Raw genomic sequence first — 16,368 nt, forward strand, 5'->3', positions numbered from 1 at the left:
GTCTGTGCAGGTCAGGCCACGTTTTTGTTCGTCAGTGCTCGCGCGCATTCAGGGCCGTACGCTGGTCATAGGGTCCAAGATAGGGTCCTTTTCTCAACAATTCCGCGGAGCTCCCGCGGGGCCCTGCGGGAGGGCTGATGAGCACCACCACGGTACGCCGCGACAAGGGCACCGGCTCGGTCGCGTTCGACAGGACGAGCGGGTTCTGGGTCGGGCGGCTCGAGGTCGGCAAGGACCTCGCCGGGCGCCGGATCCGGGTCAAGGTCATCGGAGCCTCACGCTCCGAAGCCCGCACCAAGCTGGAAGAGCTGCGCAGGAAGCGCGAGGCGGGCATCGACGTCGGCGCGCGCACCACGACGTTCGCCGAGCTCGCCGACGCCTGGCTCGACCGCGGACTACCGGCGGACCTGTCGGAGAACACCGTCTGGAACTACGAGCGGATCCTGCGCGGGCACATCCTGCCGACGCTCGGAGCCAAGCGGGTGGCGGACCTGAGGTCCGACGACATCGACGCCATGCTCGACGTGATGGCCGACCGCGGCATGGCCGCCTCGTCCATGCGCCACGCGCTGAACCTGACCCGCCGAGTGCTGCGGTTCGGGATGCGCCGCGACCTTGTGGTCCGCAACGTCGCCGAACCCGTTCAGTCGCGCCGCGGACCCAAGGCCGAGCGGTACGGGCTCACGGTCAAGCAGGCCAAGAAGCTGCTTCGGGTCGCCGCCGACGACCGACTCGCCGGACTGATCACCGTCTCGCTGCTGCTGGGCCTGCGGCCCGGGGAGGCTGCCGGGTTGACGTGGGAGAACGTCAAGACCAAGGGCAAGCGCCCCACGATCACGGTCGCCGCGAGCTTGCGTCGCACTCCCCTGGGCGCGCTGATGCTCGTCGCGCCCAAGACGCCAACGAGCCGGCGGACCTTGGAGATCCCTCCCCCGGTCGTCGACGCCCTCAAGGCCCAGCGCCGCATGCAGAAGGCCGAACAGGTCGCGGCCGGGCGGGCGTGGCGCAACACCTACGACCTCGTATTCACCACAGAGGTCGGCACTCCCCTGGATCCGTCCAACGTTCGACGGGTCTACTCCCGGCTCGCCAAGGAGGCCGGGCTCGCCCACCTGCACCCGCACATGCTCCGGCACGCTGCCGCGTCGCTGCTGTCCGCCGCCGGGGTGCCGATCGAGGACATCTCCGACACGCTCGGGCACCGGTCTGTCAACGTCACCGCTGAGATCTACCGGCACCCCATCGCGCCGGTGCGGTCTGGACACATGGTGGCCATGAATCAGCTCATCGACATCCCGAGGGGACGTCACGCTCCAACATGAGCCGTCAGGTCCCGTGGCGGAGCGAACAAGACCGCGGCAGGTGCGGCACGACGATCTGTGTAGGTCAAGCGCCTCGGCTCCTTCCGCAGCCACCGCACTCGCGCGCACGTTGGCTCCCACGTTGGCTCTCAGCCGACGAACGCGCCGAGTACGCCTTGGGACACTACGGCGCGGCGGAGGCCGTTCGGGTGACACCCGCCCATCCGCTATGTCGCCGACTGCGCCATCTGGGTGGACAGTTACCTCCGGCTGTCGGCGGCCCCGGGTAGACCAGTCCACATGACCCAGCGGCACGACGACTCACTCGACGACTTCGCGCGTGGCGAGACAGCGCAAGTGCTCGCCCGCGACCGTCGGACCGGCGAGCTCGTCTTCCTCGCAGCCGGCCAGGCATCCGCCGTCCGCCCCGCAGCGCGCGAGCACTTCGAGTGCCCATTCCCCGGCTGCGACTCCCCCGCACCGCTCACCACCAGGGGCGGCACATACCGCGACCACTTCGTGCACATGAGCCCGCACACCCATCCCGGTGGGCCCGAGTCATTGGACCACTTCCAGGCCAAGCACCTGATCGCAGCCTGGGCGCGTGAGCGCGCAGCCGCGGCCTGCATCGACGTCGTCGTGAACGATGAGGAGTGGTCCCCCGACGTTCGGCGCCGCCCCGACGTCCTCGCTACCTGGCCAGACGGCAGACGCGTCGCCTTCGAGGTCGAGTACAAGGCCTACCCGGTGGCTGCCTGGACCGAGAAGAACGCCGACTACCGGCGCGCAGGCATCACTGTGGTTTGGATATTCGGCCACTCCCCCGCCCGCTACCTCCGACCCGACAACCGGATTGGCGGTACGCGACCGGAGGGCGCGGCGCGCGGGTACCGCCTCGGAGCACTCACCAGCGCCGTCGTCGCGGACAGCCAGCCGGTTCTGTTCATCAACCCCGTCACTAGCCAGATCGCGACCCTATGGAGCGACGGCACCCCCTTGACAAGGCGCGCGCCGACTCCCAGTGGTTCCAGCGACTCGACCTTGCAGAGGTCGGGTCGCCAGGCCGACCGGTCCCGAAGCAGAGAGCGACCTTCGACTTGGCCGTCACCCACCTGGCCGAATGCAACCTGTCCACAGAAAGAGGGCTGACAACACCCACGATTCTGCTCGTCGACGCCGAGACTGCGCGGGTCAAGGCCGCCGCCGACGCTGACAGCGCGGCTCATGAACGCGAGATGGCCGCCCGCGCACGGGCGCACGTCGCCCACCGGAGGGACAGGACCCAATGGCACCCTCGCCCGCGGCGGTGCCGGTCGCTTCGGGCTCCCACCTTTGCCGAGTGTGCAGGGGCCCACTCGCGGAGTGCCTCTGGGCGCTGGGCATTCACACGCTGTGCTGATCCGTCGGATCGCACCCTTACGGCTGCCTGCGACGTCAATCGACCTGGAGCGCTGCCGGTCCCGTGCGTGCCCGTGATGATCGGCGTTGACCTAGCCGCTTCAACGACGGCAGAACTCTGAGCAGGTATCGACGACGCCAGGGGCGTCAGTCTTCCGACGTCGACAGAATCCCGCGGCGACGCCTACACGTTTACGACTGCGCCTGCGCCGTCACTCAGGGCCGATCTCGCATACGACACGGCGGGACGCCACTACCATGCAGTGCGAAGAAGCGCGCGCCCGCCGCGACTTGGTTGCCTTGACATTGGCATGAACCGAGCAGTCCGACACGAGGAGGGGCGTGTGCAGCGACAGATCCTCGCGGTACAGATCTTGCGATACAAGAACCTCAGCGACGTGTGGCTTCCATGGCACAACGCTCTCGCGGTCTTCGGAGTCAATGGCTCAGGCAAGACGAATCTCCTCGAGTGCCTGACCCTTCTGATGGGAACACCGCGCTCCCTCGACCTCGCCTGGAGCCGTGCGGAAGTCCCGAAGCCGGACGCGCTCTCGATGCTGGTACAGGTCGCGCCGGACGACCTACCGATCGGAGCGTCGGTCGCAATGGCGCTCGACCTCGAGAGCCCGCTGCACGGCGGCTCTGACTCGTTCGTGGTCGCGATCGGCGTGCTTCAGGACCGGCAATGGTGGGAGAGTCTCGGCGCGTCCGCCGGCCGGAGCTTCGTCGAGACGATCGCGAGCCTGGGCCTTCCACGCGACATGCTCGACTACATCGCCTCTGAAGCCGCCCACCCCGTCGTCCGGTATTCGCTCGAACACGTCCAGCTCAAGCGGCGTCCAGGGCCCTTCGCGGACCGGCCCGATGAGATCGAGGTCACTCGTCGCTTCCGGCGGACCCTGATGGGTCGCCGACCGACTCGAGGGCTCATGCGCGACGACACCCCTCCGCCGGCGCTGCTCGCGCCATTGTGGGCCTCGCTCGACACTCTGCCGCCATCACCCGGCGCGGGCGATGATCTTGTCGAGATCATGCGCTTGCCCGACTCCTACGAGGCGCCCGTGCAACTCGAGTGGCTCGCTCACGAACGGACGTTCGCGGAAGTCAGGGAAGATCTCCAGCGGACCTACGATGCGACCTCCTTCATGATCGACAGACTGACGACCAGCTTCGGAAGGCTTCCATGGGGATCCCAAGCCGAAGTTGACGGTCAGTGGTGGATCCAGGTCCGAGCCGCGGAGGCGTTCCGTGAGGAACTAGAAATGACCCTCGGCGACCGATACGAACTAGTGCCGACCGAGAACTCGGGTCCACCCGACTTCGAACTCATCAGGCGGTCCGACGGCGCGACGCTGGGCAGCACTGGCGCGACCGGAAGCGACTTCTTGCGCTACCTGTCAGCTGGTGAGCGCCGCTGGGTCGACGAAGCCTTTGGCGCCGCGGCTCGCTCGCTCGAGGCCCTCGCCGCTGAAGCCCAGTGGAAGACCGAGATGCTCGCTACCCTCGACGCCGATGCGCTCACGGGGGTCATGGAGCCCATCGATGATGCCGTAAGCCACCAGGGCTCGAGCGATGACTACATCGACTTTGAGTCCCTCGAACTGATCAACAGGACCCTGGACCAACCGCTTCGCGAGGCTGCGCGGGTCTACCTCTCGGGACGGGAGGCTGGTCTGGACCGGCGGATGGCCGAAGCTTCGATTTCGGGCCTCAAGTCTCTTTCGGTGGGGCCCGTCATCAGGGTCTTCGACGAGCCAGAGGCTCACCTCCACCCTGACGGCCAGCGACATGTTTCGAGCGCCCTCGAACGTGTGAGAGCACGCGGCGTCGGTACCCTCATCGTCTCCCACAGCCCCTACTTCCTCGAACTCGAGGGATGGCTACTCGTGCACGCGCAGGCTTTGAGTGAAGGAACGACCCTGAGGGCACTCTCGGCTTCGGACCTCACTGCCCGCTCTGCTCTTGCCGGCGAAATGGGACTAGGACATGGCGAACTGCTCGCGTCCACCGGCTACGTGCTGATCGTTGAGGGGAATCACGACAGGGACATCCTCACCGCACTCTACGGCTCGGAGTTGCGCGCGGCGGGAGTCAAGATCCTCCGGATGCATGGGACGCATCAGATCCTCGCCACAGCGGAGCTTGACTTTGTCGTCGAGCACCTGAACGCACGCGTCGGGGTGCTTGTGGACAACGTGCGTCGCCGTCGCCTTGACTTAAGTCCGGACGGTCACGACACACCCGAGGAAGTGAAGCTCCGCGAGCTGCGGCGGGAAGTCCAGAAGCAGGGTCGAACGATGGACTACTTCGGCCTTGAGAGACCCGACATCCTCGCTTACCTCGACGAAGGTGTCCTACGCAGCCTTGGCGGCGAGATCGAGAACTGGGATGACCTCCTGAGAAGGCGCCGCTACACGCAGCGGTCCGATGAGAGCTTCAAGGACTGGGCTAATCGGTTGACCGGGATCACCCTCAAGCAGGCCTACCCCGACGTCGTGCAGCGCATGGCCGAGGCGCGGATCGCCCCAGCAGGTGACCTGCCGACAGTGGTCGCTGAAATCCTTCGTCGGGCGGCACGGACCCGATGGCCGGATCCGGGAGTCCCCGGGGCACTCCGGCACGAGTCTTCCTAGACACCGTTGGAGATGCCGGGGCGTGCGGAGTAGGCCCGGACCCGCCCAGTTCACCAGTCTGATAGGCGAATGGTCCGTCTTTGGCCGACCTCCCTCCAGCGACTTGACGTCAATCGACCTTCGGTGTGCTCATGGGGGGCAAGATGAGGCCGTGTCCCCAACGATGATCGACAACCCGGTCCTCAACCGGCCCTACGACGTCCCTGCGCGACACTGGATGCTCGACGAGCACGGCGCGCTGACCTCGGACATCGCACTCAAGCGTCGCCCCAGCGAGTCATGGATTCCCGTACCGCGTCAGCGCAAGGGCCGTGCCGCGGCCCAACCGACGCTCGGTATCCAGGATGAGCTGGACGTCACCCGCACCGGTGAGCGCCGAGACGTCAACGACCTGATCAACCGCCTGCGGGACGACGTCGCGGCCTGGCGCGCCTCAGGCTACCCGGGCGTCACCGCGACGACTGCGCGGCTGTTGCGGTACTGGGCAGATCCGACGCGCGACAACCGCGTGTTCTTCGCCCAGCGAGAGGCCGTCGAGTCCGCCATCTACGCCTCCGAGGTAGCGGGCCGGCTCACGAGCGCGCAGGCCGGTCGCACGGCGCGCGTTCAGTCGTCGGGCTGGATCCAGACTGCTCTGGCCGAGCAGAACGCGGAGTACAACGCGAACCTGCCCCGCCTCGCGATGAAGATGGCAACTGGCACGGGCAAGACCGTCGTCATGGGGATGCTGATCGCATGGCAGACCCTGAACAAGGCAGCCAACCGCAGCGACTCTCGGTTCACTAACAGGTTCCTGATCGTCACCCCAGGCATCACGATCAAGGACCGCCTTCGCGTCCTGTTCCCGAGCGACGCGGGCAACTACTACCGCGAGCGGGATCTGGTGCCCGTGGACCTGTGGCCCGTACTCGCGCAGGCGCGCATCAGCGTGACGAACTATCACGCCTTCATGCTGCGCACCCGACACGACGGCCAGGGCGTCCACGCGAACACGAAGAAGCTGCTCCGCGCGCGCACCGGCGTCGATCCCTTCGTCGAGACCGAGGCCCAGATGGTGGCACGCGTCCTGCGCGACCTCGGCGGTAGTCGCGGCAAGGGAACGACCGGCCAGATCATGGTCATCAACGATGAGGCTCACCACTGCTACGCCCCCCGGGACGCGGAAGCCGAGGTCAAGAAGCTCGAGGCCACCGCGCGCGCCGAAGCCAAGGAGGCCAACCTCGAGGCCGGAGTGTGGTTCACCGGCTTGCAGCGCATACATGCGGAAGTGGGCATCAAGCAGATTTATGACCTGTCTGCAACGCCGTTCTTCCTCGCTGGGTCGGGGTACTCCGAGGGCTTTATCTTCCCGTGGGTGATCTCCGACTTCTCGCTCATGGACGCGATCGAGTCGGGCCTCGTCAAGATCCCCCGCCTGCCCGTTGACGACGACGCGACAGGTTCGACGGTGTCGTACCTAAGCCTCTGGGAACACGTCGGCGAAGGGCTGCCGAAGCGCGCTGGCCGAGGCGGGTTCGACACGTCGCGCCCTCTACCGGCCGTGCTCGATGGCGCGCTGAAGAGCCTGTACAGCTCCTACGAGCGCGCCTTCCAGCGCTGGGAGCGCACCGGAGACGATGGCGGCGCGCCGCCTGTCTTCATCGTCGTGTGCTCCAACACGACGGTATCCAAGTGGGTTTACGACCAGATCGCCGGATTCGAGCAGGAGCTGATCGCCCCTGACGGTCCGGCGGCGGCCGGCGAGCCCGCGACCCATCAGCGGACGGTCCCGGGCACCCTGCCTCTGTTCTCGAACTACGTCGACGGCGATCGCATAGCAAGCCCGCGCACGATCCTTGTCGACTCCGCCGAGCTCGAGTCCGGTGAGGCTGTGAGTGCCGAGTTCCGCGCGGTGGCCGCGGATGAGATCGACGCGTTCCGCCGGGAGTACGCCACGCGCACCGGGGCGGCCGCGGGCGAGATGGAAGACGGTCAACTTCTGCGCGAAGTGATGAACACCGTCGGAAAGCCAGGACGCCTTGGCGGCCAGGTGCGCTGCGTCGTGTCGGTGTCAATGCTGTCGGAGGGTTGGGACGCGAACACCGTGACGCACGTGCTCGGGGTGCGCGCCTTTGGCTCCCAGCTACTGTGCGAACAGGTGGTCGGTCGGGGTCTGCGCCGGCGCTTCTACGCGCTGGACGACGAGGGTCTGCTGCCGGCCGAGTACGCAGAGGTCTACGGGATCCCGTTCTCCTTCATCCCGTCCGACCGGCCTGTCACCGATCCGCCCCCGCGCCCACCGACCACCACAGTCCGAGCAGTCGCGGGTCGCGAAGCCGCCCGGATCGTCTTCCCCCGCGTGGAGGGCTATCGCTTCGAGCTGCCCGACGCCCCGCTGCACGTCGACCTAACCGCCGTGGGCTCCTACGTCCTCGACCCTGGCGTGATCGCCACCGAGACCGAGGTCGAGGGAGTCATCGGCGCCAGCGAGACCCACTCGCTAGAGGAGCTTCGGGCCATGCGACCGAAGGAGGTCGCCTTCAAGCTCGCCGTGAAGCACCTGCTGCCCCTTTACACCGATGGCCAGCACGTACCCAAGCCCTGGCTCGTGCCCGAGCTCGTCCGAATCGCGCAGCAGTTCCTTGCAGGCAAGCTCGAGCTGAAGGGCAACGCGTTCCCCGGCCTGCTCCTGCTCGGCACCGAGGCCAGCAAGGCAGCCGAGCACATCCACCGGATGATCGTCACGCAGGAGGGTGCCCGTGACCCGGTTGTCCGCGCCATCATCCGCTCCGACGCTCCGACGGGATCGACCGACGACGTCAACTTCCAGACGATCAAGGCCACCCACGTGACCAGCGACCGCAGTCACGTGTCGCACGTTGTGCTCGACGGTGTAGGCGGAAACACATGGGAGCAGCTTGCGGCATACATTCTCGAAGCACACGAGGACGTCGCCGCGTACGTGAAGAACGACCACCTCGAGTTCGCCATCCCTTACACGCATGAGGGCATCGGCCGTCGGTACGTTCCCGACTTCCTCGTGCGCCTCGTCCGTCGCCCCGACGACGTCGAGCGGTTTCTCATCGTCGAAGTCTCCGGCGGCATGAAGGACCAGGCAGCGAAGGCTGTGAAGGCCGATACGGCGCGCAACCTGTGGTGCGCCGCGGTCAACTCCGACGGGCGCTTCGGCAGGTGGGGCTTCGTCGAGGTGGACGACCCGAACCTCTTCCGCGATGTCGTGGCTTCCGCGATCACAAACCTCTACGCCGACCTGCCAATCACCGGGCAACCGCTCGCCTACGACTTGTTCGAGGGCATCGACGATGACCCATCCCTCGCACTAAGCACTGAAGGAGCCCACTGATGGCCGCCTCCCGCGACACAACAGCCACACCGGTCGAGTCCTTCGCGCATGCGGACACACGCGTGAACATCCCGACCGCCGACGCCGAGAGCTTCGTTTCCGAAGAGGTCGCCGCCCCCGTCACCACACGTTGGAAGCGCCACACTGTGCTCGACCCACAGCTGGTTTGGAAAGGAAAGGACGACCAGGCAGACGTACTCGACGTTACTACCCCGCCAATTTTCATCCAAGAGAAGATCGACCCGCGCGCCCTTATCGAGAATCTGCGTCGGACGGCCGAGCACCCCGAAAATGAGCCGGAGGCAACTCTCTTCGACAGTTTCGACGGACTCGACCCCTGGGAGTCAGTCGAGTTCTACCAGCACCAGGCAAACTGGGCGAACCGCATGATTCTCGGGGACTCGCTCGCCGTCATGGCATCGCTCGCCGACCGCGAGAACCTGCGCGGCCAGGTTCAGGCTATCTACCTCGACCCGCCCTATGGCATCAAGTTCGGCTCCAACTGGCAACCCCGCACCAACAAGCGGGACGTCACGGACGGCAATCTCGCCGATATGGCCCGGGAAGCCGAACAGATAAAGGCGTTCCGGGACACTTGGGAGTATGGGGTCGACTCGTACCTCACCTACCTGCGCGACAGGCTTCTCGTCGCGCGAGAGTTGCTCACAGAGAGCGGCAGCATTTTCGTCCAGATCGGAGACGAGAACGTTCACTTGGTTCGCACCTTGCTCGATGAAGTCTTCAGATCGGAGAACTTCATAAGCCTCATCACCTTCACCAAGACCAGCGGTCAAGAGACCGCTCAGCTGGCTAACGTATCCGACTACATCCTCTGGTACGGCAGGAATTCGGAATCAACGAAGGTCCGGCAACTCCTTCGGCCTAAAGCCATCGGCGGCTTAGGCGCCAAGGAGTACAAGCGGGTGGAGCTTCTAGATGGCACCATTCGACCAGCAACGTCTGGAGAACTCTCAGGAGAGGATCGATTGCCCGATCGTGCGAGTCTCTTCACGACTGGAGACGTCACATCGGACGGCGGAATCGCGCCGGACATTGAGCTTCCCGATGGTCGCGTGCTGAAGGGCAAGTCGGGCGTGCACTGGAAGACGACGCCTGAAGGAATAGTCAAGCTCTGGCGGGCCGGCCGCATCATGCCATCCGGCGGCTATAGAATCTACAAGCGTCGCTACCTTGACTTTCCGGTTGTGGGCGTCACGAACGTCTGGACGGACGTCCGGAGCGAGAGCGACCGGTCCTACGTAGTCCAAACAGCGACGAGCGTAATCGAGCGCTGTGTGCTCATGACGACCGATCCCGGCGATCTAGTCCTAGATCCGACCTGTGGCTCGGGCACGACGGCGTACGTAGCGGAGCAGTGGGGTCGACGCTGGATAGCCATCGACACCTCCCGCGTAGCGATCGCCCTTGCCCGCCAACGGCTCATGGCGGCGAAGTACCCGTACTACCTGTTGGCGGACTCGCCTAAAGGCCAGGAGCAGGAGCGCAGCCTCGGCACGGGGACGTCTTCAATCGCAAGCGGCAATTCAGGCGACCTTCGGCAGGGCTTCGTCTACGAGCGCGTCCCGCACATTACCCTGAAGTCGATCGCCAACAATCCGGATATCACTGAAAACATGACGCGTGCGGAAATCGATGCCGCGATCTCCAGACACGCGGACGCCGAGCTCCTGTATGACCGCCCCTATGAGGACAAGAAGAAGGTCCGGGTCTCGGGTCGCTTTACGGTTGAGTCCCTCTCGCCGCACCGCTCGGCATCCTTCGACGCCGCATTCCCCAACTCCGGCGAGACTTCCCCTGAGCACTCGCCTTTGCAGGATCAAACCTCAGCGGTCGGTCTCGCAGTGGACCCTGGGTCTTCATACGAGGAGACGATTCTCGACAACCTGAAGACGGCCGGCGTCCAGAACGGCCGCCGGCGGGAGCGTCTCATCTTCAATGCAATCGATCCCTATCCCGGCCGGTTCGTTCAGGCGATTGGGACTGCCGCTTCGGATGCCAATGTCGCCGCGGCGCGCGAGGTGTCCGCGCACGCGGAGCCCATGACCCAGCGTGTAGCCATCTGCCTTGGCCCCGAGTACGGCACGGTGGACGCGCGCATGGTCAAGGCCGCCGCGCGCGAGGCGCTCGCCATGCCAAGCGTCGACGTCCTCATCGTCCTCGGCTACGCTTTCGAGGCCAACGCGCTTGATGCTGTCGGCGACACTCAGCGCGAGGGTTTCGCATCCGTCGCGGCGGAACACACCCTCGGTCGCCTTCCCGTCCTGCTGGTGCGGATGAACGTCGACCTTGCGATGGGAGAAGAACTCCTCAAGAACTCATCCTCGGCGAACCTGTTCACCGTGTTCGGCGAGCCCGACATAGACGTTCAGGTATCCGACGAGGGTGTCGTGGTCGAGATCCGTGGGATCGACGTCTACGACCCGACCACCGGCGAGGTCCGGTCGGGGGGTACGGACGGCATCGCCCTTTGGATGATCGACACCGACTACGACGAGGAGAGCTTCTTCGTCCGGCACGCCTACTTCTCCGGCGGACAGGACCCCTACAAGAAGCTCAGGCTCGCCCTCAAGGCAGACATCGACGCCGACGCCTGGGAGTCCCTCTACGGCACGGTCTCACGTCCGTTCCCGGTGCCGAGCACCGGCAAGATAGCCGTCAAGGCCATCAACTACTACGGCGACGAGGTCCTCATCGTCCGTGAGGTCTCCTGAGTGCCGAGACTCCAGGCGCTCTTCGTCGAGCACCTGCGCTCGATCCTCGGCGACGTGGTCGACGTTGCCGAGCAAGTGGCGCCCGCATGGCTGCTGCGACCAGGACGCCTCGAGCTCGGCGAGCAGTGGCCGCTCGTTCAGCGGGTGTATGGCTCGCTCACGGGGATGGTCTTGCCCGAAGTGATGCCCCCGCGCGAGCGTCGGGGGCTCGACGTCGTTCTCACTTACGCCGATGGCACGTGTAGGGCCGTCGAGTTCGACGAGAGCCAGCACTTCACCGATGCTCGCGCCAGGACGCTCGCCGCATACAACGACGGAATGCCCGTCTGCTTCGATGCCGCGGTGTGGGCCCGGCTGTGCGAGCAGAGGCACGGGCGTGAGCCGGGCGGCGGGTTCGCACGGCCGCGCCCTCCCCTATTCCCAGGTGAGGGCGGTCGTCACCGCCAACGAGCGTTCAGGGACTTCCTCGCGGACGTCGTCCCGCCCCACCACGGCTGGCTTCCGACCGTCCGGATCTCCGATGTCGAGGTCAAGCCAATCCTCTCGGCCGTGGACGCTACGCCTCGCATGAGAGCGCTATGGGAGTCGAAAGTGTCACTCGGCCGTCTAGAGCCGAGACGCGGTGCCTGACACCTCGAGGCCTGCACGATCCGTGCCGATGACCACGGAGGAAGCCGACGTCGTCGTGCGGTTCACCTAGCGATGTTGAGGGACGAGATGCCGATCTACACGTCGTCACAGCAGGCCGCGATCGACTGCCTCGACCAGCCCCTTCAGATCATCGCGTGCGCTGGTTCCGGCAAGACGCAGGTCATCTCGCAGCGAATCTCCCGCATCCTCGCTCAGCCAGGTATCGAGCCACGGAACATCGTCGCCTTCACCTTCACGGACAAAGCTGCAGCTGAGCTCAAGGACAGGATCCTGTCGATCGTCGCCGCCGAGCACGGTGACATCACGGGTCTCGCCGAGATGTACGTCGGGACGATGCACGCGTTCTGCCTCAACCTCCTTCAGACGCACGTGCCGGAGACCTTCAAGTACAGCGTCCTGACTGAGACGACCCAGCGGCTGTTCATCGATCGCAACTCTGCGCGAAGCGGGCTCACCAGGTGCCCCACCGTGCTCCCGAACGTGCCGTACCTGCGGAGGTACGTGAACTCCAAGCTCTACATGCAGGTTGTCTCGGTCCTGCACGAAGACGACGTCGCCCTCGAACTCGTCCCCGGACCCGTGCGTGAGGCCGTAGGCAGCTACCGCGAGTTGCTCGACCGCCACGCCTTCTTCGATTACACGACGATGCTCCACGAGGCCGTCCGCCTCCTCGAGGCCGCAGCCGCCGGGCCAACCGACCCCTCAGTGGAGGTGCGTCAGCACGTGGCCGAGTCTGTCCGGTACGTGGTCGTCGACGAGTACCAGGACGTCAATCCTCTCCAGGAACGGCTCATCCGCGCGCTGGTCCAGTTCGGGGCGAACCTCTGCGTCGTCGGCGACGACGACCAGACGATTTACCAATGGCGCGGCAGCGAGGTATCGAACATCCTGACGTTCGCCAGTCGGTACTCGGGCGTTGAGCAGGTCACCCTCGCCGAGAACTTCCGCTCCTCGCCTGGCGTCATCGCCCTGGGGCGCAGAGTCGCCGAGCAGATTCCCGCCGATCAGCGGCTTCCAAAGGCGATGGAGCACTCGTCGCACCAATCGTGGGAGCGAGGCGACATCATCGCGACCGCTCTACCCACCGGTGAAGCCGAGGCGGAGTGGATCTGCGATCGCATCCAGCAACTACGCGGAATCCCGTTCATCGATACGCCCGACGCGGAGCCGCGAGGCCTGTCATGGTCGGACTGCGCGGTGCTGTTCAGGTCGGTGGCCGGGGACGCTGGGCCACTTGTAGGGGCGATGGGCCGCCTGGGCATCCCCTACATCGTCAAGGGCCTCACGAAGCTGTTCGAGGCACCGGAGATCCAGGCGGTCGTGAGCCTGTTCAGGTACGTGGTCGGTCAGGCGGACCGCGACGACGTCTCGCGGACGTGGTCCGACGTGCATCTACTTCCCGTCGGCAGCTCCATGGACCGCGCGTTCGCGGTCCTCGATGCCGGCGCGGACTTCGACCGCGGCGAAGCATGGTCCACCTACAACATCCAACGGCTCTACCTGGACGTCCTCGAAGCGCTGGGAATCCGTGAGGACACCATCCCCGGGGACGCTGTCCACGCCGAGCTCGTCTTCTACCAGCTCGGCAAGTTCAGCCAGGCGATCTCTGACTTCGAAGCGATCCACTTCAGTTCGGCACCCCGGGACAAGTACCAATCGTTCGTTGGTTGGCTTGAGAATCAGGCGCCCGACTACTACGCCGACGCCGACGCCGACGTGGGCTACGCGACGCCCGACGCGGTGACGATCTCCACGGTCCACCAAGCGAAGGGCCGCCAGTGGCCAGCCGTGTTCGTTCCGTGCCTGCGCGCGAACAGGTTCCCAGCGAAGCGCCACGGCGGCGTGGGCCTCTTCCACGTGATCCCTGCTGAGTCCGTCCCCTCCCCGGACCGGTACCGGGGCACGAAGGAGGACGAACGACGGCTCTTCTACGTCGCAGTCACCCGCGCGCAGAAGTACCTATACCTCACGACCTCGCCCGGTCCCAACCAGCTCTACCGGAAGGCATCGGAGTTCTACGGCGAGGCTACGACGGTGTCGCACGTCTCGACTGCGGATGCCGGCATCGCCCCCGACGTCGCGCGCCTGAGTCCACATCCGCGCCAGGAGACGCCCCAGGTGACGCTCTCGTTCTCCGAGCTCAAGTACCTCTTCGAGTGCCCCTATCAGTTCAAGCTCCGCTTCATGTACGGCTTCAACCCTCCGATCCATGAGGCACTCGGCTACGGCAAAGGCCTGCACGACGCACTCGCGGAGATGCACAAGAAGGCTCTGTCTGGCGAGATCCTGCGCCGAGAAGCGGCAGGGGACCTCGTCAGACGTCACCTGCATACTCCGTACGCCTACCCGGCGCTCCGCGAGCAGCTCCAGGTCGCAGCCGTCGCAGCTCTGGAACGCTACTTTGACGTCCACGGCGAAGATCTGACGCGGACGATCCACTCAGAGAAGCAGATCCAGGTCCACATCGCGCCCGGCATCACAGTCGATGGACGGATCGACCTGGTCAAGCGGCTCGAGACGAATGAGATCTCCATCGTGGACTTCAAGTCCACGGATCGCGCCCAAGCGGAGGACGTGACCCGTGACCAACTCCATGTCTACGCCGTCGGATACCAGGAGCTCACGGGCACATCTGCAGACGTGATCGAAGTCCTCAACTTGGACGCCGACGGAAAGAACACGCGCGAGCAGGTCCGCGAGAACCTCCTGACGGATGTTCGGAGCAGGATTCGCCAGGCGGGCGAGTCGCTACGCGCAAACGAACTACCCCGTCACGCGGTCTGGTGCGGCACCTGCGCAACGTGCGATCTCCAGCCGCTCTGCCGGGCGCGATCCTGACGAGCAAGGCGCGCCAGGACCAAGGGCCGCTGTGGAAATGCATCCACGCTGGGACAGTAACAAGAACTGCGACACCAAAGGCGGGGGCACCACATGGATTGGCTATGGTGGCTCCTCTTGGGAGTCCTTGTCTGGTGGCTCTACGCCCGGGCACGGGCGCGGGCTGCCGCCAGGCCTGGACGTCCAGCGGCGCCGACCCTCGCGGCAAGTCGCCCGGCTCCGCGCCCTACTCCTGTGCGGACACTGAGGCAGACACCACAGCCATCCACAACGTCGGCCGGCATGACAGCGGTGGCTCAAGGCCGTCCAGCGGCCTTGACTCGACCGCCCTCGGCGTCGACGCCGCCACCCGCCGTCCGCCTTGTCGACAACTACGCTGCAGCGTCGCGTCCAGTGTCGTCGGCCGGGTCCGCCCCCGGAGTGCAGTTCATCTACGGTTCGCACTCCACGTCGCGTCAGGCGGGACCTCGTCTCGACGGCCCCTACGCCGTCATCGACTTCGAGACGACGGGGGTTTCCCCCAAGTCAGGTGACCGCGTCATCGAAGTGGCGATCATTCGCGTCGACCGTGACGGACGCATCCTCGATGAGTACTCGACACTTCTCAACCCGGAAGGTCGCGATACCGGTCCGGTCCATGTCCATCGGATTCGCAACGGCGACGTCTGCGACGCTCCGCGATTCTCCGACGCCGCGGCTGACATTCTTGCGCGCCTGGAGGGCGCAGTCGTCGTCGCCCACAACGCTTCATTTGAGCAACGGTTCCTCGACGCCGAGCTTGCGCGGCTTCGGCTTGGACTCGGAGCGGTTCCGGCGTTGTGCAGCCTCTGGCTGGCACGTCGCACGCTCGCTCTCCCCAATTACAAGCTCCAGACGATCGCCCTGGCCGCGCGACTCTCGGTGGCAGATGGCCACACCGCGCTCGGTGACGTTCGTACGGTCGCAGCTCTTCTGCCCAGCATGCTCAATGCACTCGAAGCTCCACTCTCCTATGGCGTCCCCGTCGCGACCTCCAACCATCTTGCACGCGGAGTGGCGCAGCCCCGCGCCGGTCTCCATGCGGGTACCCCCATCGGACAGATCGCTGCCGCTCCGGTCGGCCATCTCCGCGCGATAAGTAGCCCGGGTCCGGCCCCGCAGCGGAGCAACTTCGAAGTCCGCATGGCATCCAAGCAGACGGGCACTCGTCGCTGCAGTGCCTGCGGTCAGCTTGGCCATTACAGGCCGACTTGCCACATCACACGCCAGCAGCCGTAGGTCGCACGCCAGCAGCAGTCTCTCTACTCGACAAAGGCAGCGTGAGAGAAGGCGCGCGCAGTCGGCGCCACATCACCCGAATGCTCGGTTCTACGTGCCGCTCCGCATTCAGCCTGCAACCTACCAACTCGTCTACGCAGACCAACTAGCCGCCCGCGGCCTCGAGATAGCGATGGCCCACGTGCCGCTGCGCACCCAGTCGTCGCCAGTCCGAT

The 16,368-nt window shown here is 65.6% G+C and carries 8 protein-coding genes; all 8 read left to right on the forward strand.

What is annotated here, in order from left to right; translation table 11 throughout:
• Positions 1-137 precede the first annotated feature (137 nt).
• The 8 genes from DDP54_RS00795 (at position 138) to DDP54_RS00830 (ending at position 16,153) form a co-directional block, all read left to right on the forward strand.
• Positions 138-1,322, forward strand: coding sequence for a tyrosine-type recombinase/integrase (locus DDP54_RS00795; protein WP_109130133.1), 1,185 nt, complete (start codon positions 138-140; stop codon positions 1,320-1,322).
• 279 nt (positions 1,323-1,601) lie between these two features.
• Positions 1,602-2,450, forward strand: coding sequence for a competence protein CoiA family protein (locus DDP54_RS00800; RefSeq protein ID WP_109130134.1), 849 nt, complete (start codon positions 1,602-1,604; stop codon positions 2,448-2,450).
• Between the two features lie 593 nt (positions 2,451-3,043).
• Positions 3,044-5,332: a hypothetical protein gene (locus DDP54_RS00805; protein WP_109130135.1), complete on the forward strand. Its 2,289-nt coding sequence runs from the start codon at positions 3,044-3,046 to the stop codon at positions 5,330-5,332.
• Positions 5,333-5,483: 151 nt separating this feature from the next.
• Positions 5,484-8,675, forward strand: coding sequence for a DEAD/DEAH box helicase family protein (locus DDP54_RS00810; protein ID WP_242448135.1), 3,192 nt, complete (start codon positions 5,484-5,486; stop codon positions 8,673-8,675).
• On the forward strand, positions 8,675-11,407 hold the full coding sequence (locus DDP54_RS00815; protein WP_109130137.1) for a site-specific DNA-methyltransferase: 2,733 nt from the start codon (positions 8,675-8,677) through the stop codon (positions 11,405-11,407). The genes DDP54_RS00810 and DDP54_RS00815 overlap by 1 nt, the downstream gene beginning before the upstream one ends.
• Positions 11,408-12,037, forward strand: coding sequence for a hypothetical protein (locus DDP54_RS00820; protein WP_109130138.1), 630 nt, complete (start codon positions 11,408-11,410; stop codon positions 12,035-12,037).
• An 87-nt stretch (positions 12,038-12,124) separates the two neighbouring features.
• The gene (locus DDP54_RS00825) at positions 12,125-14,896 is read left to right on the forward strand and encodes an ATP-dependent DNA helicase (protein WP_109130192.1); all 2,772 of its coding nucleotides are present in this window, start codon (positions 12,125-12,127) and stop codon (positions 14,894-14,896) included.
• 420 nt (positions 14,897-15,316) lie between these two features.
• Positions 15,317-16,153, forward strand: coding sequence for a 3'-5' exonuclease (locus tag DDP54_RS00830; RefSeq protein ID WP_158274424.1), 837 nt, complete (start codon positions 15,317-15,319; stop codon positions 16,151-16,153).
• Positions 16,154-16,368 lie beyond the last annotated feature (215 nt).

Origin of the sequence: Cellulomonas sp. WB94, assembly GCF_003115775.1 — a bacterium.
GTDB lineage: Bacteria > Actinomycetota > Actinomycetes > Actinomycetales > Cellulomonadaceae > Cellulomonas_A.